Origin of the sequence: Streptomyces sp. NPDC051243 (assembly GCF_044455405.1) — a bacterium.
Taxonomy (GTDB): Bacteria; Actinomycetota; Actinomycetes; order Streptomycetales; family Streptomycetaceae; genus Streptomyces.
The window spans coordinates 460,804-486,517 of the sequence record NZ_JBITES010000008.1 but is presented as its reverse complement, the minus strand read 5'-3'; the positions used below and the strand labels follow the sequence as shown (position 1 = coordinate 486,517).

20 protein-coding genes and 1 tRNA gene are annotated in these 25,714 nt (G+C 68.4%); 12 read left to right on the top strand and 9 right to left on the bottom strand.

Features of this window, described 5'->3' with window-relative positions; all coding sequences use genetic code 11:
* Positions 1-275: 275 nt before the first annotated feature.
* A complete protein-coding gene (locus ACIBAG_RS23100; RefSeq protein ID WP_399107354.1) occupies positions 276-1,331 on the top strand; it encodes a UDP-N-acetylmuramate dehydrogenase in 1,056 nt (351 codons plus the stop codon).
* A gap of 88 nt (positions 1,332-1,419) precedes the next feature.
* Here ACIBAG_RS23100 and ACIBAG_RS23095 read toward each other — a convergent pair whose 3' ends face one another.
* Positions 1,420-2,052, bottom strand: a complete 633-nt coding sequence (locus ACIBAG_RS23095; RefSeq protein WP_399107353.1) for an NAD(P)-dependent oxidoreductase — start codon at positions 2,050-2,052, stop codon at positions 1,420-1,422.
* Positions 2,053-2,180: 128 nt separating this feature from the next.
* On the opposite strand from ACIBAG_RS23095, the gene ACIBAG_RS23090 reads away from it, so the two are divergent.
* Positions 2,181-2,777: a TetR/AcrR family transcriptional regulator gene (locus ACIBAG_RS23090; protein WP_399107352.1), complete on the top strand. Its 597-nt coding sequence runs from the start codon at positions 2,181-2,183 to the stop codon at positions 2,775-2,777.
* 27 nt (positions 2,778-2,804) lie between these two features.
* On the opposite strand, the gene ACIBAG_RS23085 is transcribed toward ACIBAG_RS23090, so the two are convergent.
* On the bottom strand, positions 2,805-3,833 hold the full coding sequence (locus ACIBAG_RS23085; RefSeq protein WP_399107351.1) for an adenosine deaminase: 1,029 nt from the start codon (positions 3,831-3,833) through the stop codon (positions 2,805-2,807).
* A gap of 120 nt (positions 3,834-3,953) precedes the next feature.
* Positions 3,954-5,180 carry a pyridoxal phosphate-dependent aminotransferase gene (locus tag ACIBAG_RS23080; protein WP_399107350.1) on the bottom strand — a complete coding sequence of 409 codons (1,227 nt, stop codon included), beginning with the start codon at positions 5,178-5,180 and terminating at the stop codon, positions 3,954-3,956.
* Positions 5,181-5,465: 285 nt separating this feature from the next.
* Here ACIBAG_RS23080 and ACIBAG_RS23075 point away from each other — a divergent pair.
* The 10 genes from ACIBAG_RS23075 to ACIBAG_RS23030 all read left to right on the top strand — a co-directional run bounded on the left by ACIBAG_RS23075 (position 5,466) and on the right by ACIBAG_RS23030 (position 18,621).
* Positions 5,466-5,538, top strand: a tRNA-Trp gene (locus ACIBAG_RS23075).
* A 108-nt stretch (positions 5,539-5,646) separates the two neighbouring features.
* On the top strand, positions 5,647-5,934 hold the full coding sequence (gene secE, locus ACIBAG_RS23070; RefSeq protein ID WP_031477885.1) for a preprotein translocase subunit SecE: 288 nt from the start codon (positions 5,647-5,649) through the stop codon (positions 5,932-5,934).
* Between the two features lie 80 nt (positions 5,935-6,014).
* Entirely contained in the window at positions 6,015-6,836 is an 822-nt protein-coding gene (gene nusG / locus ACIBAG_RS23065) for a transcription termination/antitermination protein NusG (protein ID WP_399107349.1), read from the top strand.
* 185 nt (positions 6,837-7,021) lie between these two features.
* Entirely contained in the window at positions 7,022-7,456 is a 435-nt protein-coding gene (gene rplK, locus ACIBAG_RS23060; RefSeq protein WP_028805116.1) for a 50S ribosomal protein L11, read from the top strand.
* Between the two features lie 83 nt (positions 7,457-7,539).
* Positions 7,540-8,265 (top strand): 50S ribosomal protein L1, encoded by a 726-nt coding sequence (gene rplA / locus ACIBAG_RS23055; RefSeq protein ID WP_031477882.1) that lies wholly within the window; start codon positions 7,540-7,542, stop codon positions 8,263-8,265.
* A gap of 129 nt (positions 8,266-8,394) precedes the next feature.
* Positions 8,395-9,216: a hypothetical protein gene (locus tag ACIBAG_RS23050; protein WP_399107348.1), complete on the top strand. Its 822-nt coding sequence runs from the start codon at positions 8,395-8,397 to the stop codon at positions 9,214-9,216.
* Between the two features lie 355 nt (positions 9,217-9,571).
* On the top strand, positions 9,572-10,102 hold the full coding sequence (gene rplJ / locus ACIBAG_RS23045; RefSeq protein ID WP_399107347.1) for a 50S ribosomal protein L10: 531 nt from the start codon (positions 9,572-9,574) through the stop codon (positions 10,100-10,102).
* A gap of 108 nt (positions 10,103-10,210) precedes the next feature.
* Entirely contained in the window at positions 10,211-10,600 is a 390-nt protein-coding gene (gene rplL, locus ACIBAG_RS23040) for a 50S ribosomal protein L7/L12 (protein ID WP_399107380.1), read from the top strand.
* A 538-nt stretch (positions 10,601-11,138) separates the two neighbouring features.
* A complete protein-coding gene (rpoB, locus tag ACIBAG_RS23035; protein ID WP_031477877.1) occupies positions 11,139-14,624 on the top strand; it encodes a DNA-directed RNA polymerase subunit beta in 3,486 nt (1,161 codons plus the stop codon).
* A gap of 97 nt (positions 14,625-14,721) precedes the next feature.
* Positions 14,722-18,621, top strand: a complete 3,900-nt coding sequence (locus tag ACIBAG_RS23030; protein ID WP_399107346.1) for a DNA-directed RNA polymerase subunit beta' — start codon at positions 14,722-14,724, stop codon at positions 18,619-18,621.
* Positions 18,622-18,697: 76 nt separating this feature from the next.
* Here the strand turns inward: ACIBAG_RS23030 and ACIBAG_RS23025 are convergent, their stop codons facing one another.
* The 6 genes from ACIBAG_RS23025 to ACIBAG_RS23000 all read right to left on the bottom strand — a co-directional run bounded on the left by ACIBAG_RS23025 (position 18,698) and on the right by ACIBAG_RS23000 (position 25,501).
* Positions 18,698-19,720 (bottom strand): M48 family metalloprotease, encoded by a 1,023-nt coding sequence (locus tag ACIBAG_RS23025; RefSeq protein WP_399107345.1) that lies wholly within the window; start codon positions 19,718-19,720, stop codon positions 18,698-18,700.
* Positions 19,721-19,752: 32 nt separating this feature from the next.
* The gene (locus tag ACIBAG_RS23020; RefSeq protein WP_399107344.1) at positions 19,753-20,274 is read right to left on the bottom strand and encodes a Pycsar system effector family protein; all 522 of its coding nucleotides are present in this window, start codon (positions 20,272-20,274) and stop codon (positions 19,753-19,755) included.
* On the bottom strand, positions 20,271-21,620 hold the full coding sequence (locus ACIBAG_RS23015; protein WP_399107343.1) for a hypothetical protein: 1,350 nt from the start codon (positions 21,618-21,620) through the stop codon (positions 20,271-20,273). The genes ACIBAG_RS23020 and ACIBAG_RS23015 overlap by 4 nt, the downstream gene beginning before the upstream one ends.
* A gap of 22 nt (positions 21,621-21,642) precedes the next feature.
* A complete protein-coding gene (locus ACIBAG_RS23010) occupies positions 21,643-23,898 on the bottom strand; it encodes a hypothetical protein (protein ID WP_399107342.1) in 2,256 nt (751 codons plus the stop codon).
* Positions 23,895-24,662: a hypothetical protein gene (locus tag ACIBAG_RS23005; RefSeq protein WP_399107341.1), complete on the bottom strand. Its 768-nt coding sequence runs from the start codon at positions 24,660-24,662 to the stop codon at positions 23,895-23,897. The genes ACIBAG_RS23010 and ACIBAG_RS23005 overlap by 4 nt, the downstream gene beginning before the upstream one ends.
* A 122-nt stretch (positions 24,663-24,784) precedes the next feature.
* The gene (locus tag ACIBAG_RS23000; protein ID WP_399107340.1) at positions 24,785-25,501 is read right to left on the bottom strand and encodes a Crp/Fnr family transcriptional regulator; all 717 of its coding nucleotides are present in this window, start codon (positions 25,499-25,501) and stop codon (positions 24,785-24,787) included.
* Between the last annotated feature and the right edge of the window lie 213 nt (positions 25,502-25,714).

The following is a 25,714-nucleotide window of genomic DNA, read 5'->3' as shown; positions in this document are numbered from 1 at the left end:
GGGGGGGGGCGGGGGCGCGGCCCGGGCGGCCGCCCCCCCCCCCCCCCCCCCCCCCCCCCCCCCCCCCCCCCCCCCCCCCCCCCCCCCCCCCCCCCCCCCCCCCCCCCCCCCCCCCCCCCGGCCCCGACCCACAACCCACCCGCAGGCGCTACGCGCACCCCCACCGAACAGCAACGGGCCGCCGCAGGCATCACACCCGCACCCCCACCGAACATCAGCAGGCCGCCGCAGGCACCCCCGCCCAACCGCCGGAGGCAACCCGTACTCTTGAGCCCGTGCAGGAACTCCACGACGCCCCCCTCGCCCCCCTCACGACCTTCCGCCTGGGCGGCCCCGCCACCCGCCTGGTCACCGCCACCACCGACGCCGAAGTGATCGACGTAGTGCGTGCGGCGGACGCTGCAGGAACCCCCCTGCTGCTCATCGGCGGCGGATCGAACCTGGTCATCGGCGACAAGGGCTTCGAGGGCACCGCACTCGTCATCGCCACAAAGGGCTTCGAGCTCGACGGCACCACCCTCGAACTGGCCGCCGGCGAAGTCTGGACAGACGCCGTCGCCCGCACCGTCGAGGCCGGGCTCGCCGGAGTCGAGTGCCTCGCCGGAATCCCCGGTTCCGCAGGCGCGACGCCCATCCAGAACGTCGGCGCCTACGGCCAGGAGGTCTCCTCCACGATCACCGAGGTGATCGCGTACGACCGCCAGGCAGGCCAGACCGTCGTCATCCCGAACGCCGACTGCGCCTTCTCCTACCGCCACAGCCGCTTCAAGGCCGACCCCGAGCGCTACGTCGTCCTGCGCGTCCGCTTCCAACTGGAGGACGCCGACGGCCTCTCCGCCCCCGTCAAGTACGCCGAGACGGCCCGCGCCCTCGGCGTCGAGGTCGGCGACCGCGTGCCCCTGGCGGCGGCCCGTGAGACCGTGCTGAAGCTGCGTACCGGGAAGGGCATGGTCCTGGACCCCGAGGACCACGACACCTGGTCGGCGGGATCCTTCTTCACCAACCCGATTCTCACCGACGAGCAGTTCACCGCGTTCCACGCGCGCGTGCGCGAGCACCTCGGCGGCGGCGTGGAGCCGCCCGCCTACCCCGCGGGGGAGGGCCGCACCAAGACGTCCGCGGCCTGGCTCATCGACAAGGCGGGCTTCACGAAGGGGTACGGCACCGGCCCCGCGCGCATCTCCACGAAGCACACCCTCGCCCTCACCAACCGCGGCGAAGCGACCACCGAGGACCTCCTCGCACTCGCCCGCGAGGTCGTCGCAGGCGTCCGCGAGACCTTCGGCATCACGCTGGTGAACGAGCCGGTGACGGTCGGAGTCAGCCTCTAGCCCAGGCTCCGTCCAGGCCCTCTCCAAGCGAGGCCGTCCGTCTCCAGGCCAGGCCGCCTCCACGCAAAGCGGCCTCCAGACCAGCCCTTCAATAGGCCACACCAACCCCCCGCCCCACCGTCGCCGCATCCTTGACCATCCCCAGCATCGCGTGCGCCACATCCGCCCGCCCGATGAAGCGCCCCCTGCGCGGAAACCCGCCCACAACCGTGCGGTACCTGCCGGTGACCGGCTTGTCCTGCAGCCGCGGGGGCCGTACGACCGTCCAGTCCACGGCGGCACGGGCGACCTCGGCCTCCATCACCCGCAGATCGGCGTAGATGTCCTTGAGGGCCGCCGACACCACGCCGCGCACGGCACGGTCCAGGAACCCGTCCTCCTCCGGCTCGGGCCCGACCGGCGCGGCGCTCACCACGAGCAGCCGCCGCACCTCCTCGGCCTCCAGGGCCGCCAGCACCGTACGGGTCAGCCGTGCCGCGACCCCCGCGTCCCCGCGCCGGCGCGCACCGAGCCCGGACAGCACGGCGTCCCGTCCGGCGACGGCGGGCCGCAGCGCACCGGGGTCGGTGAGATCCGCGCGGAACACCTCCAGACGGTCGCCGGTGAGGGGAAGGCGCGCAGGGTCCCGTACGACGGCCGTGACCTCGTGCCCGGCGTCCAGGGCCTGGCGGACGATCTCCGTGCCGATGCCTCCGGTCGCGCCGAAAACGGTGAGTTTCATGAGGGCTCCCGTCCGCTTGAGTTCGTGTCATGAGGTCAGCAGTTCGCGGTAGTGGGTGAGTATTCACTCACTGGAACTTCTAGAGTGAGTAAGTACTCACCCACCCGTCAAGGGCGATTGGACATGCCATGGAGACCAAACCGACCCGGGTCCGACTCCTCGACGCCGCCTACGAGCTGATGCGCACCGTCGGGCTCGCGCGAGCCACGACGAAGGAGATCGCACGGGCGGCCGGGTGCTCCGAGGCGGCCCTGTACAAGCATTTCGACAGCAAGGAGGAGCTCTTCATCCAGGTGCTCACCGAGCGGCTGCCCCCGCTCCGCCCGCTGCTCAGCAGCCTCGCCGCCGAGCCGGGCCGGCACTCCCTGGAGGAGAACCTCACCGAGATCGCCCGCCAGGCGGCGCTGTTCTACGAGCAGAGCTTCCCGATCGCCGCGTCGCTGTACGCGCAGACCGACCTCAAGCGGCGGCACGACGACGCCGTACGGCAGATGGGCGCGGGCCCGCACGTGCCGATCCAGGAGCTCGACACGTATCTCCGGGCCGAGCAGGAGCTGGGGCGGGTCGGCGCGGACGCGGACACGTTCGCGGCGGCATCCCTGCTGATGGGGGCCTGCGCGCAGCGGGCGTTCGCCTATGACGCCACGAAGCAGGCGGTGCGGCCGCCGGTGGACGAGTTCGCCGCCCGGCTGGCCCGTGCGCTGCTGGCCGGCATCGCCGACTGACCTCGCCGGTACAGCGACCCGATGTGGCTAGGCGAGCCAGTCGTCCACCCCGGCCAGCAGCTTCGCCTTCATCTCCGCCGGCGCCGCCGACCCGCGCACCGACTGCCGGGCCAGCTCCGCCAGCTCCTCGTCCGTGAAGGCGTGGTGGTGGCGGGCGATGTCGTACTGGGCGGCCAGACGCGAGCCGAAGAGGAGCGGGTCGTCGGCCCCGAGGGCCATCGGCACCCCGGCCTCGTACAGCGTCCGCAGCGGGACGTCCTCGGGCTTCTCGTAGACGCCGAGGGCGACATTGGACGCGGGGCACACCTCGCAGGTCACGCCCCGGTCGGCGAGCCGCTTCAGCAGCCGTGGGTCCTCGGCCGCCCGCACCCCGTGGCCGATCCGGTTCGCGTCCAGGTCGTCCAGGCAGTCCCGGACCGAGGACGGACCGGTCAGCTCGCCGCCGTGCGGGGCCGACAGCAGCCCGCCCTCGCGGGCGATGTGGAAGGCGCGGTCGAAGTCCCGCGCCATGCCCCGGCGCTCGTCGTTCGACAACCCGAAGCCGACGACCCCCCGATCGGCGTACCGCACCGCGAGGCGCGCCAGCGTGCGGGCGTCCAGGGGATGCTTCATACGGTTCGCGGCGACCAGGACGCGCATCCCGAGACCCGTGTCCCGCGACGCCGTCTCCACCGCGTCCAGGATGATCTCCAGCGCGGGAATCAGACCGCCCAGCCGGGGCGCGTACGACGTCGGGTCGACCTGGATCTCCAGCCACCCGGAGCCGTCCTTGATGTCCTCCTCCGCGGCCTCCCTGACCAGCCGCTGGATGTCCTCCGGCTGCCGCAGACACGAGCGCGCCGAGTCGTACAGACGCTGGAAGCGGAACCAGCCCCGCTCGTCCGTCGCCCGCAGCTTCGGCGGCTCCCCGCTGGTCAGCGCGTCGGTCAGCGCCTCCGGCAGACGCACACCGTATTTGTCGGCCAGTTCCAGCAGGGTCGCCGGGCGCATCGAGCCGGTGAAGTGCAGGTGCAGATGGGCTTTCGGCAGTTCAGAGACATCACGTACACGCTCCATTCCAGGATCCTGCCGTACGTGTCCGCGGTCCCGGTAGCGGTTTCCCCTTTAGTGGTCTTGCTCGCACAAACAAATGAGGCACCTCCGAGAACCGGAGGTGCCTCATGGCGGCGGCGGACCTCAGTCCGTGGCCTCCGCCAGCAGCTTCTGGATCCGGCTCACGCCCTCGACGAGGTCCTCGTCACCGAGTGCGTACGACAGCCGCAGATAGCCCGGCGTACCGAAGGCCTCGCCGGGGACGACCGCGACCTCGGCCTCCTCCAGGATGAGCGCGGCCAGCTCGACCGAGTCCTGCGGGCGCTTGCCGCGGATCTCCTTGCCGATGAGGGCCTTCACCGAGGGGTAGGCGTAGAAGGCGCCCTCGGGCTCCGGGCAGACCACGCCCTCGATCTCGTTGAGCATCCGCACGATCGTCTTGCGGCGGCGGTCGAAGGCCTCGCGCATCTTCGCGACGGCGTCCAGGTCGCCGGAGACGGCGGCGAGGGCGGCCACCTGCGCCACGTTCGAGACGTTCGAGGTGGCGTGGGACTGCAGGTTCGTCGCGGCCTTGACGACGTCCTTCGGACCGATGATCCAGCCGACCCGCCAGCCCGTCATGGCGTACGTCTTGGCGACACCGTTGACCACGACGCACTTGTCGCGCAGCTCGGGCAGGAGCGCGGGCAGCGACACGGACACCGCGTCGCCGTAGACCAGGTGCTCGTAGATCTCGTCCGTCATCACCCACAGGCCGTGCTCGACGGCCCAGCGGCCGATCGCCTCGGTCTCGGCCTCGCTGTAGACCGCGCCGGTCGGGTTGGACGGGGAGACGAACAGGACGACCTTCGTCTTCTCGGTGCGGGCCGCCTCCAGCTGCTCGACCGAGACGCGGTAGCCGGTGGTCTCGTCGGCGACGACCTCGACCGGGACACCGCCCGCGAGGCGGATCGACTCCGGGTACGTCGTCCAGTACGGGGCCGGGACGATGACCTCGTCGCCCGGGTCGAGGATCGCGGCGAAGGCCTCGTAGATGGCCTGCTTGCCGCCGTTGGTGACCAGGATCTGGGAGACATCGGGCTCGTAGCCGGAGTCGCGCAGCGTCTTCGCGGCGATCGCGGCCTTCAGCTCGGGCAGGCCGCCGGCCGGGGTGTAGCGGTGGTACTTGGGGTTCTTGCAGGCCTCGATGGCGGCCTCGACGATGTAGTCCGGGGTCGGGAAGTCGGGCTCACCGGCGCCGAAGCCGATCACCGGTCGCCCGGCGGCCTTGAGGGCCTTGGCCTTGGCGTCCACGGCGAGGGTGGCGGACTCGGAGATCGCGCCGACTCGGGCGGAGACCCGGCGCTCGGTGGGAGGGGTTGCAGCGCTCATGGGGCCCATGGTTTCAGACCGGAAACGCGGGCGGCATGCGGGTTTCACAGACTGAACATCGGCTGAACATTCGTCCGGATCGGGCCCGCGGCCAGGGCGATCTTGCGCCGTCGCACCGCCGAACTCCGGGCGATCTTCCGCCATCCAAGCCCTCATCGGCCACTTTCTGTTCGACGGGGCGCCTGGGACCACGTACACTCTCACCTCGTTGGCCTTCAACAGCCCGCAGTCGCACGGTGCACAACGAGCACCCGGTCGGATGCGGTACGTTGGTGGACACACCAAAGGGTCGTAGCTCAATTGGTAGAGCACCGGTCTCCAAAACCGGCGGTTGGGGGTTCAAGTCCCTCCGGCCCTGCTACACACACCTTCGCCAGGATGTGTGCGCATGTACGTACAGCAATGCACCGCCGTGCGGCTCAGACCGGGCGCGGCACGGCCACGACCCGGAATCAGGTGAGGACGAGTGACGGACGCCGTGGGCTCCATCGACATGCCTGATGCCCAGGACGAGGCGCCGGAGTCCAAGAAGAAGACCCGCAAGGGCGGCAAGCGCGGCAAGAAGGGCCCGCTGAAGCGACTCGCGCTCTTCTACCGCCAGATCGTCGCGGAACTCCGCAAGGTCGTCTGGCCGACGCGCAACCAGCTGACGACGTACACCACCGTGGTGATCATCTTCGTCGTCATCATGATCGGCCTGGTGACCGTGATTGACTATGGGCTCGACAACGCCGCCAAGTACGTCTTCGGCTGAGCCAAGAGCGAAGGGCGCCGTGGTTACCGGCGCCCCTTTCGCATGTTCCACCCCTATGTATCCAGGAAGAAGCAGCCACCGTGTCTGACCAGAACCTGAACGACGCCATCGAGCCGATCGGGCAGGACGACGAGTCCGTGGATGACGAGCTCGACATCGTCGAGGGCGCGGACGAGGACCTGGACGAGGTCGAGGCTGCCGACGCCGAGGCGGGCGAGCCGGCCGAGGAGGCCGCGCTGCACGTCGAGGACGAGGAAGAGGCCGCCGAGGAGGAGGCCGAGCCCGTCGACCCCGTCGCCGCCCTGCGCGAGGAGCTTCGCACGCTGCCCGGCGAGTGGTACGTCATCCACACCTACGCCGGCTACGAGAACCGCGTGAAGACCAACCTGGAGCAGCGCGCCGTCTCGCTGAACGTCGAGGACTACATCTTCCAGGCCGAGGTGCCGCAGGAAGAGGTCGTCCAGATCAAGAACGGCGACCGCAAGACGATCAAGCAGAACAAGCTCCCGGGTTACGTCCTGGTCCGCATGGACCTGACGAACGAGTCCTGGGGTGTCGTCCGCAACACCCCCGGCGTCACCGGCTTCGTGGGCAACGCCTACGACCCGTACCCGCTGACCCTGGACGAGATCGTCAAGATGCTCGCTCCCGAGGCCGAGGAGAAGGCAGCCCGCGAGGCCGCCGAGGCCGAGGGCAAGCCGGCTCCGGCCCGCAAGGTCGAGGTCCAGGTCCTGGACTTCGAGGTCGGCGACTCGGTCACCGTCACCGACGGCCCGTTCGCCACGCTGCAGGCCACCATCAACGAGATCAACGCCGACTCGAAGAAGGTCAAGGGCCTCGTGGAGATCTTCGGCCGCGAGACGCCGGTCGAGCTCTCCTTCGACCAGATCCAGAAGAACTAGGCCCCCCGGGGTTTCCGAGTCTTCTGGACTCACCGCTTCCGCGCAGGTCAGACGGGCTCCCGCAGCCGGTCTGACCTGCTCGGTTTTCAGCCGCGCATCTATACCCGTTATCGTTGTGCGGTATGCCTTCATCCGGGACGCGACCCGGGCGAGGGCACACTTCAATCGAAAGGACCCGGAGAGTAATGCCTCCCAAGAAGAAGAAGGTCACGGGGCTCATCAAGCTCCAGATCCAGGCCGGTGCCGCCAACCCGGCCCCGCCGGTCGGCCCCGCGCTGGGTCAGCACGGCGTCAACATCATGGAGTTCTGCAAGGCCTACAACGCCGCGACCGAGTCGCAGCGCGGTTGGGTCATCCCGGTGGAGATCACGGTCTACGAGGACCGTTCCTTCACCTTCATCACCAAGACTCCGCCGGCCGCCAAGATGATCCTCAAGGCCGCGGGCGTGGAGAAGGGCTCCGGCGAGCCGCACAAGACCAAGGTCGCCAAGATCACCGAGGCGCAGGTCCGCGAGATCGCCACCACCAAGATGCCCGACCTCAACGCCAACGACCTGGACGCCGCCGCGAAGATCATCGCCGGCACCGCCCGTTCCATGGGCATCACGGTCGAGGGCTGACCTCAACCCCCGTACATCAAGCAGACACGTGGAAGGGCCTGCTCGGCCCGGACCACGACTCCTAAGAACACACAGGAGCAGCAGTGAGCAAGCGCAGCAAGACTCTCCGCGCTGCGGACGCCAAGGTCGACCGGGAGAAGCTCTACGCCCCGCTCGAGGCCGTCCGTCTCGCCAAGGAGACGTCCACGACCAAGTTCGACGGCACCGTCGAGGTCGCCTTCCGTCTGGGTGTCGACCCGCGTAAGGCCGACCAGATGGTCCGTGGCACCGTGAACCTTCCGCACGGCACCGGTAAGACCGCCCGGGTCCTGGTCTTCGCGACCGGCGACCGTGCCGAGGCCGCGCGTGCCGCGGGCGCCGACATCGTCGGTGCCGACGAGCTGATCGACGAGGTCTCGAAGGGCCGCCTGGACTTCGACGCCGTCGTCGCCACCCCGGACCTCATGGGCAAGGTCGGCCGCCTCGGCCGCGTCCTCGGCCCGCGTGGTCTGATGCCGAACCCGAAGACCGGCACCGTCACCCCCGACGTCGCCAAGGCCGTCACCGACATCAAGGGCGGCAAGATCGAGTTCCGCGTCGACAAGCACTCGAACCTGCACTTCATCATCGGCAAGGTGTCCTTCGACGACACCAAGCTGGTGGAGAACTACGGCGCCGCGCTGGAGGAGATCCTCCGTCTGAAGCCGTCCGCCGCCAAGGGTCGCTACATCAAGAAGGCCGCCATCACCACCACGATGGGCCCCGGCGTTCCGGTCGACCCGAACCGCACCCGCAACCTCCTCGTCGAGGAGGACCCGGCCGCGGTCTGAGCCATCGGCTCACCAGGCTCGAAGCGGGCCCCGCACCCTTCCCGGGTGCGGGGCCCGTCCCCTTGTCCGGCCCCGTTTGTCAGTGCCCTGGGTTAACTTTCATTAACGGGGTTCGCACAGGGGGGACGAATGACGAGTACGAGGGCGCGCCGGTCGGTGCTCTGGATCGCGCTGCTGACCGCGCTGACGGCCCTGGCCGCCTGTACCTCCTCCTCCGGCCGTCCCGACGAGCAGAGCCGCCCCACGCCGTCCCGCGCCGTCACAGCCGCCCTGCGCGCCGTCGAACGGTCCACCGGCCAGGCCGAGTCCGCCCGGGTGAAGTCCACGACCACCATGGGCTCGGCGCTGTCCATGACGGCCGACGGCGCCCTCGCCTGGAGCGACGGCCTCACCGGCACCCTGACGATCACCTACACCGGCGGCACCACGGCCGACGCGATGCGCCGGCTCGGCACCACGTCGATGGAGGCCCGCTATCTCCCCGACGCCTACTACGCGCGCATGGGCGACGGGTTCGCCGAGAAGGCCGACGGCAAGCACTGGATCAAGTACGCCTACGACGACCTGGACGACCTCGCGGGCGGCTCGGGAGCGGACCTCGCGGACCAGATGCGCGGCACCGCGCCGCACACGTCCGTGAAGCTGCTGCTGACCTCCACGGACGTGCGGAAGGTCGGCGAGGAGACGGTGAGGGGCGAGCCCACCTCGCACTACTCCGGCACCGTGCCCGGGGAGGGCTCCTCCACGCAGACCGTCGACATATGGGTCGACAGCCGCAACCTGCTGGTCAAGAAGGTCGAGAAGGGCCACACGGCCACGGGGCAGCTCACCCAGACCGCGTACTACAGCGACTATGGCGTGAAGGCCACGGCCGAGAAGCCTCCGGCGGGGGACACCGTGGACCTCAAGGACCTGCTGAAGAAGCGCGGGGGACTCGGCGGTACGCCCTGAGCGCGGGCACGGGCGCCTGGGCCCAGGCTTCGGCTGCCGAGGGACGCTGGACCGGACGAGGAGCTGAGCACCGTAAGGGCCGATTTGCTTGACAGCGAATCCGTCCCGTACTCTCCTACAGAAGCCAAAGACCGCTGGTCGTTGCCGTGCGCTCGCAAGAGGGTGCGGTGGCCGAAGGATCCGCTGAAATGCGGACGACCCGCGCAGGTGACAGTGGAAGAACTCCCGGAGTACACGCGTCCCGCGTGTGCGGCCGGTCGAGTCCGCCCCGTGCGCCTGCGCCGGGGCGTTTCGTTTTCCCCAGTCCTCCTTCGGGTCCGCGCGGTCCGAATCACCCGGAAGGAGGCCGAGGCTCATGGCGAGGCCCGACAAGGCTGCCGCGGTTGCGGAGTTGACGGAGCAGTTCCGCAACTCCAGCGCCGCTGTGCTGACCGAGTACCGCGGTCTCACCGTGGCGCAGCTCAAGACGCTGCGCCGGTCGCTCGGTGAGAACGCCCAGTACGCCGTGGTGAAGAACACGCTGACCAAGATTGCGGCCAACGAGGCCGGGATCACGACGCTGGACGACCTGTTCAACGGTCCGACGGCTGTCGCCTTCGTCACCGGTGACCCGGTGGAGTCGGCGAAGGGTCTCCGTGACTTCGCCAAGGAAAACCCGAATCTCGTCATCAAGGGCGGTGTCCTTGAGGGCAAGGCGCTCAGCGCCGACGAGATCAAGAAGCTTGCGGACCTCGAGTCCCGCGAGGTTCTGCTGTCCAAGCTGGCCGGTGCCTTCAAGGCGAAGCAGTCCCAGGCTGCCTCCGTCTTCCAGGCGCTGCCGTCGAAGCTCGTCCGCACCGTGGACGCGCTGCGCGCCAAGCAGGACGAGCAGGGCGGTGCCGAGTAATTCGGCTCGCACGATGACCGCCGCCGCCTGAGGCGGAGGTCGTAGCGGGCCAACGTACGCCCGCCAGACATGTACATCCGGCACCAGCCGATTAGTGGAAGGAAAGCCATCGTGGCTCTCACCCAGGAAGAACTGCTCGCCGAGTTCGAGAACATGACCCTCATCCAGCTTTCCGAGTTCGTGAAGGCGTTCGAGGAGAAGTTCGACGTCACCGCCGCCGCTGCCGCGCCGGTCGTCGTTGCCGGTGCCGCGGGTGCCGGTGCGGGCGCCGAGGCCGTTGAGGAGAAGGACGAGTTCGACGTCATCCTCGCGGGCGCCGGCGACAAGAAGATCCAGGTCATCAAGGTCGTGCGTGAGCTGACCTCCCTCGGCCTGAAGGAGGCCAAGGACCTGGTCGACGGTGCGCCGAAGCCGGTTCTCGAGAAGGTCAACAAGGAAGCCGCCGACAAGGCCAAGGAGGCCCTCGAGGGCGCCGGTGCCTCCGTCGAGGTCAAGTAAGACCTTCGCGAGCGCCTGTGACAGCCCCGTAGGGCTGTAACGCGTACGCACCGAAGAGCGATCATCCATTCGGGTGGTCGCTCTTCGGCGTTCCCGGGGGTCCGGCCACGGTTGCCTTGCTCTCGCATACGCGAGGGGTATGGTGATCTTCGTCGTGTCTCCGGAACCCCTGGTTCGGCCAAGGGGGCCTTGACGAACCGCACGCAGCGCGCAATTCTCAGGACGCGTCGTCACAAGGATCCGATTCCGAGGCATGGATCGACGACGAAGAGGGCAGTATCAACGTGCGTTGAGGGCAGGCATGGCGCAGACGTTGAGAACAACGAGGGTCTCCGAAAACCGGGACTGGACAGCAGTGTGCCGAGTGGCTACACTGACCCTTTGCGCTGCCTGTTAGCTGTCCCCTGCCCGTCACCAGGGGTCTGCCCTCGCCTCAGCATTGACGATCGGAATTCCCTGACCTGGGATTTCTGTCTCTGTGTGTGGGTGAGGGGCCGGTACGCGCGTAGTGAGTCCGAGCCCTCGGAAGGACCCCCTCTTGGCCGCCTCGCGCAACGCCTCGACCGCGAATATGAACAACGGCGCCAGCACCGCCCCGCTGCGCATCTCCTTTGCAAAGATCAAGGAGCCTCTCGAGGTTCCCAACCTGCTCGCGCTGCAGACCGAGAGCTTTGACTGGCTGCTCGGGAACACCGCCTGGCAGAGTCGGGTCGAGGAGGCTCTGGAGTCCGGTCAGGACGTCCCCACGAAGTCCGGTCTGGAGGAGATCTTCGAGGAGATCTCCCCGATCGAGGACTTCTCCGGGTCGATGTCGCTGACGTTCCGTGACCACCGCTTCGAGCCGCCGAAGAACAGCATCGACGAGTGCAAGGAGCGCGACTTCACGTATGCCGCCCCGCTCTTCGTGACGGCTGAGTTCACCAACAACGAGACCGGCGAGATCAAGTCCCAGACGGTCTTCATGGGCGACTTCCCGCTCATGACGAACAAGGGCACGTTCGTCATCAACGGCACCGAGCGTGTCGTGGTGTCGCAGCTGGTCCGTTCGCCCGGCGTCTACTTCGACTCGACCATCGACAAGACGTCCGACAAGGACATCTTCTCGGCCAAGATCATCCCGTCCCGGGGTGCCTGGCTGGAGATGGAGATCGACAAGCGCGACATGGTCGGTGTCCGTATCGACCGCAAGCGCAAGCAGTCCGTCACCGTCCTGCTCAAGGCGCTCGGCTGGACGACCGAGCAGATCCTCGAGGAGTTCGGCGAGTACGAGTCGATGCGCGCCACCCTGGAGAAGGACCACACCCAGGGCCAGGACGACGCGCTGCTCGACATCTACCGCAAGCTGCGTCCGGGCGAGCCCCCCACGCGTGAGGCCGCGCAGACGCTCCTTGAGAACCTGTACTTCAACCCCAAGCGTTACGACCTCGCCAAGGTCGGCCGCTACAAGGTCAACAAGAAGCTGGGTGCGGACGCTCCGCTCGACGCGGGCATCCTGACCGTCGAGGACGTCATCTCGACGATCAAGTACCTGGTGAAGCTGCACGCGGGTGAGACCGAGACGGTCGCCGACAGCGGTCAGACGATCGTCGTCGAGACCGACGACATCGACCACTTCGGCAACCGCCGTCTGCGCAGCGTCGGCGAGCTCATCCAGAACCAGGTCCGCACCGGTCTGGCTCGTATGGAGCGCGTCGTCCGTGAGCGCATGACCACCCAGGACGTCGAGGCGATCACGCCGCAGACCCTGATCAACATCCGGCCGGTCGTCGCCTCCATCAAGGAGTTCTTCGGCACCAGCCAGCTGTCGCAGTTCATGGACCAGAACAACCCGCTGTCCGGGCTGACGCACAAGCGTCGTCTGTCCGCGCTCGGCCCGGGTGGTCTGTCCCGTGAGCGGGCCGGCTTCGAGGTCCGTGACGTGCACCCGTCGCACTACGGCCGTATGTGCCCGATCGAGACGCCCGAAGGCCCGAACATCGGTCTGATCGGTTCGCTCGCCTCGTACGGCCGGGTCAACGCGTTCGGTTTCGTCGAGACGCCGTACCGCAAGGTCGTCGACGGTCAGGTCACCGACGAGGTCGACTACCTGACGGCCGACGAGGAGGACCGCTTCGTCATCGCGCAGGCCAACGCCACGCTGACGGACGACCTGCGCTTCGCCGAGGCCCGCGTGCTCGTCCGCCGTCGTGGCGGCGAGGTCGACTACGTCGGTGGCGAGGACGTGGACTACATGGACGTCTCGCCGCGCCAGATGGTGTCGGTCGCGACCGCCATGATCCCCTTCCTCGAGCACGACGACGCCAACCGTGCCCTCATGGGCGCGAACATGATGCGCCAGGCCGTTCCGCTCATCAAGGCGGAGGCCCCGCTCGTCGGCACCGGCATGGAGTACCGCTCCGCCGTCGACGCCGGCGACGTCGTCAAGGCCGAGAAGGCCGGTGTGGTCCAGGAGGTCTCCGCGGACTACATCACCACCGCCAACGACGACGGCACGTACATCACGTACCGCCTGGCCAAGTTCGCCCGCTCCAACCAGGGCACCTCGGTCAACCAGAAGGTCATCGTCCACGAGGGCGACCGCATCGTCGAGGGCCAGGTCCTCGCCGACGGTCCGGCCACCGAGAACGGTGAGATGGCGCTGGGCAAGAACCTGCTCGTGGCGTTCATGCCGTGGGAGGGTCACAACTACGAGGACGCGATCATCCTGTCGCAGCGCCTCGTGCAGGACGACGTCCTCTCCTCGATCCACATCGAGGAGCACGAGGTCGACGCCCGTGACACCAAGCTCGGCCCCGAGGAGATCACCCGGGACATCCCGAACGTCTCCGAGGAGGTCCTCGCCGACCTCGACGAGCGCGGCATCATCCGCATCGGTGCCGAGGTCATCGCCGGTGACATCCTCGTCGGCAAGGTGACCCCGAAGGGTGAGACCGAGCTGACGCCGGAGGAGCGCCTGCTGCGCGCGATCTTCGGTGAGAAGGCCCGTGAGGTCCGTGACACCTCGCTGAAGGTGCCGCACGGCGAGACCGGCAAGGTCATCGGCGTCCGCGTCTTCGACCGCGAGGAGGGCGACGAGCTTCCCCCCGGTGTGAACCAGCTGGTGCGCGTGTACGTCGCGCAGAAGCGCAAGATCACCGACGGTGACAAGCTCGCCGGCCGGCACGGCAACAAGGGTGTCATCTCGAAGATCCTTCCCATCGAGGACATGCCGTTCCTCGAGGACGGAACTCCGGTCGACATCATCCTCAACCCGCTGGGTGTGCCGTCCCGAATGAACCCGGGACAGGTCCTGGAGATCCACCTCGGCTGGCTCGCCAGCCGCGGCTGGGACGTCTCCGGCCTCGCGGACGAGTGGGCGCAGCGCCTCCAGGCGATCGGCGCCGACCAGGTCGACCCGGGCACGAACGTCGCGACCCCCGTCTTCGACGGTGCGCGCGAGGACGAGCTCGCGGGTCTGCTGCAGCACACCATCCCGAACCGGGACGGCGAGCGCATGGTGCTCCCGACCGGTAAGGCGCGGCTGTTCGACGGCCGTAGCGGTGAGCCGTTCCCGGACCCGATCTCGGTCGGCTACATGTACATCCTGAAGCTGCACCACCTGGTCGACGACAAGCTGCACGCCCGCTCGACCGGCCCGTACTCGATGATCACCCAGCAGCCGCTGGGTGGTAAGGCCCAGTTCGGTGGCCAGCGCTTCGGCGAGATGGAGGTGTGGGCGCTGGAGGCTTACGGCGCCGCGTACGCCCTCCAGGAGCTGCTGACCATCAAGTCCGACGACGTCACCGGCCGCGTGAAGGTCTACGAGGCCATCGTCAAGGGCGAGAACATCCCCGAGCCCGGCATCCCCGAGTCCTTCAAGGTGCTCATCAAGGAGATGCAGTCGCTCTGCCTGAACGTGGAGGTGCTGTCCAGCGACGGTATGTCCATCGAGATGCGTGACACCGACGAGGACGTCTTCCGCGCTGCGGAGGAGCTCGGCATCGACCTGTCCCGGCGCGAGCCGAGCAGCGTCGAAGAGGTCTGACGGGAGTCCGGCGGGGCCCTCACCCACAGGGCCCCGCCGACCCCCAGGCCCCCGTTTCAGACCAAAGACTCACGACCCTGAGAGGGATTGACGCATAGTGCTCGACGTCAACTTCTTCGACGAGCTCCGGATCGGCCTGGCCACCGCTGACGACATCCGTCAGTGGAGCCACGGTGAGGTCAAGAAGCCCGAGACCATCAACTACCGCACCCTCAAGCCCGAAAAGGACGGACTCTTCTGCGAGAAGATCTTCGGTCCGACCCGGGACTGGGAGTGCTACTGCGGCAAGTACAAGCGCGTCCGCTTCAAGGGCATCATCTGCGAGCGCTGTGGCGTCGAGGTCACGCGCGCCAAGGTGCGCCGTGAGCGGATGGGCCACATCGAGCTGGCCGCGCCCGTCACGCACATCTGGTACTTCAAGGGTGTCCCGAGCCGGCTGGGCTACCTGCTCGACCTGGCCCCCAAGGACCTCGAGAAGGTCATCTACTTCGCGGCGTACATGATCACGTACGTCGACGAGGAGCGCCGTACCCGCGACCTGCCCTCCCTGGAGGCGCACGTCTCCGTCGAGCGGCAGCAGATCGAGAACCGCCGGGACGCCGACCTGGAGGCCCGCGCCAAGAAGCTCGAGTCCGACCTGGCCGAGCTGGAGGCCGAGGGCGCCAAGGCCGACGTGCGCCGCAAGGTGCGCGAGGGTGCCGAGCGCGAGATGAAGCAGCTGCGTGACCGTGCGCAGCGCGAGATCGACCGCCTCGACGAGGTGTGGACCCGGTTCAAGAACCTCAAGGTCCAGGACCTCGAGGGCGACGAGCTCCTCTACCGCGAGCTGCGTGACCGCTTCGGCACGTACTTCGACGGCTCGATGGGTGCCGCGGCGCTGCAGAAGCGCCTGGAGTCCTTCGACCTCGACGAGGAGGCCGAGAAGCTCCGCGAGATCATCCGCACGGGTAAGGGTCAGAAGAAGACCCGTGCCCTCAAGCGGCTGAAGGTCGTCTCCGCCTTCCTGCAGACCAGCAACAGCCCCAAGGGCATGGTGCTGGACTGCGTCCCGGTCATCCCGCCGGACCTTCGCCCGATGGTGCAGCTGGACGGTGGCCGCTTCGCGACCTCCGACCTGAACGACCTGTACCGCCGTGTGATCAACCGCAACAACCGACTGAAGCGCCTTCTCGACCTCGGTGCGCCCGAGATCATCGTGAACAACGAGAAGCGCATGCTCCAGGAGGCCGTCGACGCGCTGTTCGACAATGGTCGTCGTGGTCGCCCGGTCACCGGTCCCGGTAACCGTCCGCTGAAGTCCCTCAGCGACATGCTGAAGGGTAAGCAGGGTCGATTCCGTCAGAACCTGCTCGGTAAGCGTGTGGACTACTCCGCGCGTTCCGTGATCGTCGTCGGTCCGCAGCTGAAGCTGCACCAGTGCGGTCTGCCCAAGGCGATGGCGCTGGAGCTCTTCAAGCCGTTCGTGATGAAGCGCCTGGTCGACCTGAACCACGCGCAGAACATCAAGAGCGCCAAGCGCATGGTGGAGCGCGGCCGCACGGTCGTGTACGACGTCCTCGAAGAGGTCATCGCCGAGCACCCGGTTCTGCTGAACCGTGCTCCCACCCTGCACCGCCTCGGCATCCAGGCCTTCGAGCCGCAGCTGGTCGAGGGCAAGGCCATCCAGATCCACCCGCTCGTCTGCACCGCGTTCAACGCGGACTTCGACGGTGACCAGATGGCCGTGCACCTTCCGCTGTCCGCGGAGGCGCAGGCCGAGGCCCGCATCCTGATGCTGTCCTCGAACAACATCCTCAAGCCCGCCGACGGCCGTCCGGTGACGATGCCGACCCAGGACATGGTCCTCGGTCTGTTCTTCCTCACCACGGACTCCGAGATGCGGGACGTGAAGGGCGTGGACCGCTCCTTCTCCTCCGTGGCCGAGGCGATCATGGCCTTCGACGCGGGCGAGCTCTCGCTCCAGTCGAAGATCGACATCCGCTTCCCGGTCGGCACCATCCCGCCGCGCGGCTGGACCCCGCCGGCGCAGGAGGAGGGCGAGCCGGAGTGGCAGCAGGGTGACAGCTTCCGTCTGAAGACCACGCTGGGTCGTGCGCTCTTCAACGAGCTGCTGCCCGAGGACTACCCGTTCGTCGACTACGAAGTCGGCAAGAAGCAGCTCTCCGAGATCGTCAACGACCTCGCCGAGCGCTACCCGAAGGTCATCGTGGCGGCGACGCTCGACAACCTGAAGGCGGCCGGCTTCTACTGGGCCACCCGTTCCGGCGTCACCGTCGCCATCTCCGACGTCGTCGTTCCCGAGGCGAAGAAGGAGATCGTCCGCGGCTACGAGGCGCAGGACGAGAAGGTCCAGAAGCAGTACGAGCGCGGTCTGATCACCAAGGACGAGCGCACGCAGGAGCTCATCGCGATCTGGACCAAGGCGACCAACGAGGTCGCCGAGGCGATGAACGACAACTTCCCGAAGACCAACCCGATCTTCATGATGGTGAACTCGGGTGCACGAGGCAACATGATGCAGATGCGTCAGATTGCCGGTATGCGTGGTCTGGTGTCGAACGCGAAGAACGAGACGATCCCGCGTCCGATCAAGGCGAGCTTCCGCGAGGGCCTCTCCGTGCTGGAGTACTTCATCTCCACGCACGGTGCCCGTAAGGGTCTCGCGGACACCGCCCTCCGTACCGCCGACTCGGGTTACCTGACCCGTCGTCTGGTCGACGTCTCCCAGGACGTCATCATCCGCGAGGAGGACTGCGGCACCGACCGTGGCCTCAAGCTCCACATCGCGGAGGTCGGCGCGGACGGCGTGCTGCGCAAGGCGGACAACGTCGAGACGTCCGTGTACGCGCGCTGCCTCGCCGAGGACATCGTGGTCGACGGCAAGGTGCTGGCCCCGGCCGGTACCGACCTGGGCGACGTGCTCATCGACGAGCTGGTCCGCCACGGCGTCGCGGAGGTCAAGACCCGCTCGGTCCTGACCTGCGAGTCCGCCGTCGGCACCTGCGCGATGTGCTACGGCCGTTCGCTGGCCACCGGCAAGCTGGTCGACATCGGTGAGGCGGTCGGCATCATCGCCGCCCAGTCCATCGGTGAGCCCGGTACCCAGCTGACGATGCGTACCTTCCACACCGGTGGTGTGGCCGGTGACGACATCACCCAGGGTCTGCCGCGTGTCGTCGAGCTCTTCGAGGCCCGTACCCCGAAGGGTGTCGCCCCGATCTCCGAGGCCACCGGCCGCGTCCGGATCGAGGAGACCGAGAAGACCAAGAAGATCGTCGTCACCCCGGACGACGGCAGCGACGAGACGGCGTACCCGATCTCGAAGCGTGCCCGACTCCTGGTCAGCGAGGGCGAGCACGTCGAGGTGGGCCAGAAGCTCACCGTGGGTGCCACCAACCCGCACGACGTGCTGCGCATCCTGGGTCAGCGTGCCGTCCAGGTCCACCTGGTCGGCGAGGTCCAGAAGGTGTACAACTCGCAGGGTGTGTCGATCCACGACAAGCACATCGAGATCATCATCCGGCAGATGCTCCGCCGTGTGACGATCATCGAGTCCGGCGACGCCGAGCTGCTGCCCGGCGAGCTGGTCGAGCGCTCGAAGTTCGAGCACGAGAACCGTCGTGTGGTCCAGGAGGGCGGTCACCCGGCCTCCGGTCGTCCGCAGCTCATGGGTATCACCAAGGCCTCGCTGGCCACGGAGTCCTGGCTGTCGGCGGCGTCCTTCCAGGAGACGACCAGGGTCCTCACGGACGCGGCGATCAACGCCAAGTCCGACTCCCTGATCGGCCTCAAGGAGAACGTCATCATCGGTAAGCTCATCCCGGCCGGTACGGGCCTGTCCCGCTACCGCAACATCCGGGTCGAGCCGACCGAGGAGGCCAAGGCCGCGATGTACTCGGCCGTCGGTTACGACGACATCGACTACTCGCCGTTCGGCACGGGCTCCGGTCAGGCTGTGCCGCTGGAGGACTACGACTACGGGCCGTACAACCAGTAAGGCCTACGTCCACTGAAGGGCGGTCACCTTTTGGGTGGCCGCCCTTCGGCGTTTCGCATTCCACTGGCAGGTCGGGTTACAGGTAGGGACGAAGCCGGTGCAGCCGCGTCGGGTAGTCGGGATGGGTCGCCATAAGGCGATCCAGGAAGCCGGGCTGCGTGTCCTCGACGCCGGCAGCGGCCCTCGCCGCGAGACCCGCCTTTCGCTCGGCCTCGTGCATGGCCTGCAGTACCCCGGCGAGTTCCCGGCCGAAACCCAGCACGGCGGCGTGCTGGTCCGCACGCAGTTCCGCCCTTCGGCCTACGGCCGCGATGAGATAGGGCGTGACCAGCAGGACGAGGGGAAGCCCGTAGAGCTTCTCGAGCGTCGAGATGGCGAGCAGGCCGGTCACGAAGATCAGCAGAGCCGTGGCCAGCCAGGAGCAGTAGCTCGCCCAGGCCATCGCGAGCGCCATCGCGTACCTGATCACACGCCAGGTCAGCCTGCCCGGCAGCGCGTACCACTCGCCCAGCAACGACGACCAGACGTGCCCGCCCGTGTGGTGGCCCAACTCGTGGGCCAGTACGGCGGCCAGCTGTCCGCTGGACAGGTTGTCCAGCGCGAACCGGGTGACGCCGACGATGTGCCCTGCGGCGGCATAGGCGTTGAGGTCGTCGCTGTCCTCGACCCACAGCTCGTACGTTCGGCCGTCGACGCCTGCACGTGCGGTGACCTCGCGCCATATCGGGGCGAGCCGCGCGTACTCGTCGGGTAAGGGACGTTGCAGCCGCAGCAGATGGCGGGCGAGGAAGTCCTCGACGGGGCGGTGGAAGAGCAGAACCCCCGACAGCAGCCAGACGAGGGGCAGGATCCAGAAGGGGACGCCCAGCCAGGCGTCCAGTCCACCCGAGATCAGCAGCAGCACCAGAAGGCTCGTCACGGTGCCGGGCAGATACAGGACAAGCTGACCGAGCGTAGTGGCGTCCAGCCCGCGTTGGCGTGCGGTGAAGTGAAGCCGGCCCGTGCCGTGCCGGTAGTCGAGGTCGTCGGCGGGCGGTGACGGGGGGACTTCCGGAGGCGGATTCTCGTCGGGGTTACGAGGGTCGGTGGGATCGGGCACAGGGGACTCCTGGGTGAGCGGAAGGGCGGAGGTCAGCCGATGAGCAGGGAGAGGGGCAACGTCACCACGGCCACGCCCAGGGCGAGCAGCCCGGCGCGGATCCACTGGTGCTTGCGTACGGCGATGCGGCTGGTCTCGGTCAGTGCGGTGAACGTGCCTGCCGCTGGGGCGCGTTCGGCCTCGGCCAGGGCTTGGGCGAGGTGGCTGCTGCGCACAGCCCGGTGGATGTCGCCGTAGTAGGAGAGCGGTGCTCCCGGCGTCCACCCGTTGCTGCTGTGGCGCGGGAGTACGGCCATGAGCAAGGCCAGAAGTGTGGCAGCGAGCGCGACAAGCCCCGAACACCAGACCGCCGTGCCGAGCGCGGAGAGCCGGGGCGGTACCAAGGAATGTCCCCCCAGCACGCCGCCGAGGGCCCCGGTCGCCGCTCCAAGCGCGGCCACGAGCACGGACGCTTTCGCATCCGCGCGGGCGATCTCGGATCGAAGGTCGGCGAGAAGGCGCTCCGCCGCCGCGCCGGCCAGGGGCGGGGGAGTTCCTGAGGCGGTGTCGCTCATGGGGTGTGCCCATCGGACGTGCCGTCGTCAGGCTTGCGCGCCTCGGTGGGGGAGGACGGCCCCACCGGTGAGTTGCCGTAGCCCGGGGGCGGTTGCCAGTCCGGGAAGGCGGCGCTCCGATTGTCGTTCGCGGGGTCGTCGCCCGGGCTGTCAGCCGGGGACGCAGAGCCGGGATCGCCCGCGGGTGGGGCGTCATCGTTCCGTTTGTCGAGCGGTACCTTCGCGGACGACGACAGCGGAGGGGAGGAGGACCGGCCGCGCGGGACGCCCGGCAAGTGCTGATTGAAGATCTCGTACACGGCGTCGAGGGCCAGCCGCCGGGGCCCTTCCAGCTCGTATTCCTCGGCGCTGTCGCCGCTCAACAGTGCCTTCGCCAGCTCCATCTTGGCCTGGATGAAACGAAGTTGGTCCTCGCGCATGCTGTCGATCACGAGCCGGGTGTCCTCCGGATGGGCGGCGAGGTGCAGGGCCCAGGCCACCACACCGCCCTCGTCCAGGTACTTCTGGTAGAACGCGATCGTCTCGGCCTCAAGTTGCTGGAGCTCGGCCTGGTGCTCGGCACGCAGCCGCTCCTGGTCCTGCTGCCAGTCCAGCCGCTGAACGCTGAGCTCGTGCTCCATGCGGCCGTACTCCGTGGCACGCTCCAGCTGCAGTTCGTCCTGCCGACGGGCGCGCCGGTCGAGCACGGTGTCGTAGGCACTGCCGAGTTCCTCGGTCCGTATCTGTTCGGCCGTGGCATGGCCGATGGCCTGCAGGCGCTTCTGGTGTTCGATCTCCTGCTGGTCCCGGCGCAGACGCAGGGTCCAGACCACGTTCAGCCCCGCGGTGGCACCGAGCGGCGGGCGCTCCGGGGCGCTCAGAACCCGCAAGAGTTCCGCCTCGGCGCGTGCGCTGTCGTCGATGGCGAACGTGCGGGTGAGCGGGCGAGCCGCCTGCTGTAGTTCGCCGAGGAGCAGGGCGGGGACATCCCGGTGACCGCTCCGTACGAAGGCCCTGGGAGCGATGACCTGCCAGGACAACTCGATCGTCGCGGTGAACTCGAAGGCGTCGTTGTCGCTCGGCAGCGAGATCTCCGCCCGGTGGGGGTGTACCCCCATGTCGACCTCGTAGACCGCCGTGTAGCGCCTGGCGGCAGCCTCCCTGCGACGGGGGCGCACCGGCGGGAGGAATTCGTCGTAATCGCCCTTGGGTGTCGAGAAGACCAAGGCATGTTCGATGCGGGTCAGCGTCCTGCGGGTGAACCCCCAGCGGGAGAGCTGCCGTACGGTGATGACGGGATCGACCAGTGGGGTGTGCCGGTCGGCCGGTTGCTCGAAGTCCGGGCGCTGCTTGCGGAATTCAGCCATGACGCTTGTCTCCTTGCCCGGTTCACAGGGTCGGTTGAAGTGACGGGTGTGCCGTGTCGGGGGCGGGCAGAACGGCCAGCAGCCGGGCCGCCACGTCCGGTGGGTCTGCGCTGTCGTCGCCGCGCAGGGTGCGTAGGAGGTGACTCAGGCGCTGGTGCTCGGCGGGGGTGGTGACCAGTGCCCGCAACAGCGAGGCGAGGGCCCATTCGGTCGCCGGGTCCCGGTCGGCGATGTGGACCCAGGCGCCGAGCGCCCTCAGGGCCTCCCGGGTGTGCTGGCGGTCGGCGAGAGCCGTGCGCCACAGCCTGGTGATGCCGTCGGCCGCGGGGTCGCCGCACTCCGCCGAGGTGGCGTACCAGTCGAGGAGCAGCGGCCTGCCGTACCGCTCGCCGTCCTGGTTGCGTGCGCAGGCGCTGAGGAAGCCGCCGAGGGCGAGGACGTGGGCGGGCCGGTCGTCGTCGAACTTCGCCAAGAGCTCGGCGAGGACCCGGTCACGGGCCGGCGAGAGCAGCAGCATCTCCACCGACTGGGCCAGCTGGCCGATCATCAGCTGGTTCAGGTCGTTCTCTTCGTCGGTTCCGGCGTACTCCTTGCGGACGGCCGCGCGCAGCGCGGCGAGGGTTCGCTCCGGCTGCTCCGCCCCGATGAGACCGTACGCCCGGATGGCCACCCAGCGTCGGCCCACCTCCTCGACATCGAGTCCGCACCAGTCGTCGAGGATGTGCGGAATGTTGGGCGCGTCCAGCAGATGCGCGAGCGTCAGCGCGTTGACCGCGACGAGTCGGTGGCGGAACAGACGGGAGTCCGCCCACCGTTCGACGATCAGGGCCATGGTGGAGGGCAGATCCGTATAGGCGAGCACGGCGACAGTCGACGCGGCGCGGGTGCGGACCAGGGGGCGCCCGTCGTCGGCGAGCCGCCGAAGCCAGTCCACCAGGGCGGGCCTGGCCGAGGGATGGCCGGTCCACACCTCGCGCAGCAGCACGAGAGAGACCCGGTCGTCCCGGAATGCGGCCTTGGACTGGACGACCGGTCCCCACTCCGTGTTCTCCTCCTCCTGGTACAGCTTGGCGCGGGCGAGTTGGAGCCGTTTGCCGATGTGCGTTCCGAACACCGGGACCTGCGGCTGGAGCCCTGAATCCGCTGTGTTCTGGAGGAAGTTGTAGAGGACGTCACTCAGTTCGGCGGTGAGGGCGTAGGGGCCTCCGTCGAAGGCCGCCAGGGCGACGAGGAATGCCTTGTCCCGCAAGGGGACTCGCTCTTCGTCCTCCTCGAACCACTCCTGGACCTGGCTTTCCAGGCTGAACAGGGAGAAGGCCGCGACTTGCGCCTCGTCGACCTCGCCGTCCGCGTACCGCTTCAACTGCTTGGCGAAGGCCTCGACCTCGCGCAGCTGGTGGTCTCGGCCGAGGAATTCCCTGACCGCGGGCAACGCCAGCAGCCGGTGTGAGGTGGCCTCGTCGGTCAGCTCGCGCAGATGAGCCTTCAGTACGTCGTCGGCGCCTGGCGGATTCCAGGCGACGGGGGTGATGTCCTCCAGCGCGGCCGTGGGCCCGACCGTGATCACCAAGTAGGCGTCCTCCTTGGCCAACTGGGCGCGAGCAGCGAGCAGATGAGGTTCCCGCAGGGGCTCGTCCCGACGCGTTGTCAGATCGCACAGCACATAGCCCTTGGCCCGGTGCTCCTTGTCGCCGAGCTGCTGGACGAGCTGCGCCGGTGACGTATCTCGGACCAGGATGCGGACCGGGGACGCCTGCAGCCGGTGCAGAAGCATCAGCGCGGCGGTACGCCGACCAGTGAAGTGCGGACCGGCGAGCACGACGACCCTTTCCGCGCGCAGGCGCGCGACAAGGCTCTCGAAGACGCCCTCGTCCGTGACGAAGTACGGGGCGAGGCGGTCGAGCGTCGACTGCGGAACCTCGCCGGAGCCGTGGGATGCGGCGGTGATGCCGAACTGGTAGACGATCTCTGTCTTGCTGCCCATGATCACGTCGCCGGCGACCAGTCCGCCGCTGACGCCGTGCTGGTCGCCCGCCACCAGGCTCCCACCGAACCGTGAGTTGGAGCCGACCCCCATCGCCCTGGGGCTGTGGTCCACCAGGTCCCGGCGGGCCGACCAGGCGTCCTGAGGCCGGTCGCGTTCCTCTTCCTCCTCCCTGGCGCCCTCCGGGTCAGGCCCTTCCGTACCGGATGGCGGAGCACCGCCGTGCGGCTCCTTGTCCCCGCCCTGCTGCGGTCCGGAGCCCACGGGCTGGGCTCCTGGTGCGTCCGCGCTCATTCCCGCCCACCCCGCTCGGTGGTCTTGCTGCCCATGACCACGTCGCCGGTGACCTGGCCGCCGCTGACGCCGTGCTGGTTGCCGGCGACGTAACTGCCGCCGAAGGAGGCGTTGCCGAGGTCGACGGAGGCGGGGCGGGGACGGCGAGCCTCTCCCTGCTCCTCCTGCTGCTTCTCACCCGGGTTGCCCGCGGGTGACGGCTCTCCGTGCAGCCAGGCGACGGTCGGTCCCTCCTTGGTCTCCACCGTGACGCGGTGGAACTCCTTCGGCCGCACGCCCAGCGGGCCGTGGCGGACGACGCCCTGATAAATGCCGTCGGACACGCACAGGACGCTGTCGGCGTCCCGCTGCTTGAGGGCGGTGCGCAGGGGAGCGGAGTCCAGCAGGCGCACGGCGTGGTTGAGGTCGGAGCCGACCCAGCCGTCGAGCTCGTCGACGGCGACGTAGCCGGCGGACAGCACGATCCGCAGGCGCATCTGCGCACTCCTCGCCAGCAGGCGGTTCTTGTTGTGGAGGAGAGCCGGTGTCTCGGTCAGCAGGGTCTTCACCAGTACCGGCACGGGAACCTGGGTGTCGATGAGCTCCATGACCGAGTCACCGCGATCCGCGCGCAGACGGGCCGTGTCGTCGACCGAGGCGCCCAGCAAGGTGGCGTCCACAACGTCGTAGAGGACTCGCCGCAGGTACGCCTGTTCCACGTCGTCGCGTGAGCCGTACTGCTCGATGTCGAAGAGAAGGATCGTGCGGTACATGTGGTCGGTCATTGGCTGCCTCTCGCGAGTCGGTCCGTTGCCCAGCACGATGGCGGGCCGCGAACGCGTCTCAGAGAGCCGATGACACGGACGAACTGTGACCGTGTGCATGGAACGGCAGGGCCCGTTGTGCCTCAGTCCGAGTGTTCGCCGATGATCCGACGCAGGATGTCCGGGCGCAGGACCACGATGCGGCGGCGTCTGGTAGCCACGACCTGGCGTGTGCGCAGTTCCTTGAGGAGGCGGGCGACGGCCTCGCGGGAGGAACCGACCGAGCCGGCGAACTCCTGTTGGCTGAGCCCTATCGTGAGCTCGATGCCCTCGTCGGTCCGGTTGCCGTGTGTGCGGACGAGTTCGAGCAGCAGGACGGCCAGCCGCTCGCGCACGCTGAGGGCGGCCCATTCCACTCGGCGGCGGTCGGTGGAGCGTTGCCGGTCGGTGGTCAGGCTCAGCAGTTGTAACGCCACCTGGGGATTGCGGGAGAGGAAGCCGGTGAAACGGCTCTGCTCGATGACGACCGCGTTGACCGGCTCCAGCGCCGTCACCGTCGCCGAGCGTTGACGTCTGCTGAGGGCCGCGCCCTCGCCGACGATGTCACCGGGGCCGCGCAGGGCGAGAAGGGCCTCGTATCCGTTGGCCGCGAGGGCTGTGACCTTGGTCCAGCCGTTCAGGAGAAGCAGCACATGGGCGGACGGTTCGTCCTGGCGCATGATGACGCTGCGCGCCGGATAGCGGAGCGGGCGGCCGATGTCCAGCAGGGCGAGGCGGTCGTCCTTCTCCAGCCGGGCCAGGAACGGCACCCTGTCGTCGAAGCCGTCGTCGTCCCACGCGCGTGTCTGCCTCCCAGCCATGTCTGTCGCCCCCGTGTTCACCTGCGCCGATGCCTCTGCCCTGCCAATCAGTCAACGTACTCGCAGGGGACGCGCGGTAAACCGGCGACAACCGGCCGTGGTGGCCGAAGCGGCGGCATCGGCTACCACGACCTTCCGGTGGGTGGCCTCGGGCGTCACCGGGGCCGGGTCAGGGATTCGGCTCAGATTCGGCTCCGGGTTATCTCCGGGTCG

Bases quoted from the DNA above. Each gene is read 5' to 3' on its own strand.
- ACIBAG_RS23095 (WP_399107353.1), bottom strand. From the start codon at position 2,052: ATGAAACTCACCGTTTTCGGCGCGACCGGAGGCATCGGCACGGAGATC.
- ACIBAG_RS23090 (WP_399107352.1), top strand. From the start codon at position 2,181: ATGGAGACCAAACCGACCCGGGTCCGACTCCTCGACGCCGCCTACGAG.
- ACIBAG_RS23085 (WP_399107351.1), bottom strand. From the start codon at position 3,833: ATGGAGCGTGTACGTGATGTCTCTGAACTGCCGAAAGCCCATCTGCAC.
- ACIBAG_RS23080 (WP_399107350.1), bottom strand. From the start codon at position 5,180: ATGAGCGCTGCAACCCCTCCCACCGAGCGCCGGGTCTCCGCCCGAGTC.
- rplK (WP_028805116.1), top strand. From the start codon at position 7,022: ATGCCTCCCAAGAAGAAGAAGGTCACGGGGCTCATCAAGCTCCAGATC.
- ACIBAG_RS23050 (WP_399107348.1), top strand. From the start codon at position 8,395: ATGACGAGTACGAGGGCGCGCCGGTCGGTGCTCTGGATCGCGCTGCTG.
- rplJ (WP_399107347.1), top strand. From the start codon at position 9,572: ATGGCGAGGCCCGACAAGGCTGCCGCGGTTGCGGAGTTGACGGAGCAG.
- ACIBAG_RS23020 (WP_399107344.1), bottom strand. From the start codon at position 20,274: ATGAGCGACACCGCCTCAGGAACTCCCCCGCCCCTGGCCGGCGCGGCG.
- ACIBAG_RS23015 (WP_399107343.1), bottom strand. From the start codon at position 21,620: ATGGCTGAATTCCGCAAGCAGCGCCCGGACTTCGAGCAACCGGCCGAC.
- ACIBAG_RS23010 (WP_399107342.1), bottom strand. From the start codon at position 23,898: ATGAGCGCGGACGCACCAGGAGCCCAGCCCGTGGGCTCCGGACCGCAG.
- ACIBAG_RS23005 (WP_399107341.1), bottom strand. From the start codon at position 24,662: ATGACCGACCACATGTACCGCACGATCCTTCTCTTCGACATCGAGCAG.
- ACIBAG_RS23000 (WP_399107340.1), bottom strand. From the start codon at position 25,501: ATGGCTGGGAGGCAGACACGCGCGTGGGACGACGACGGCTTCGACGAC.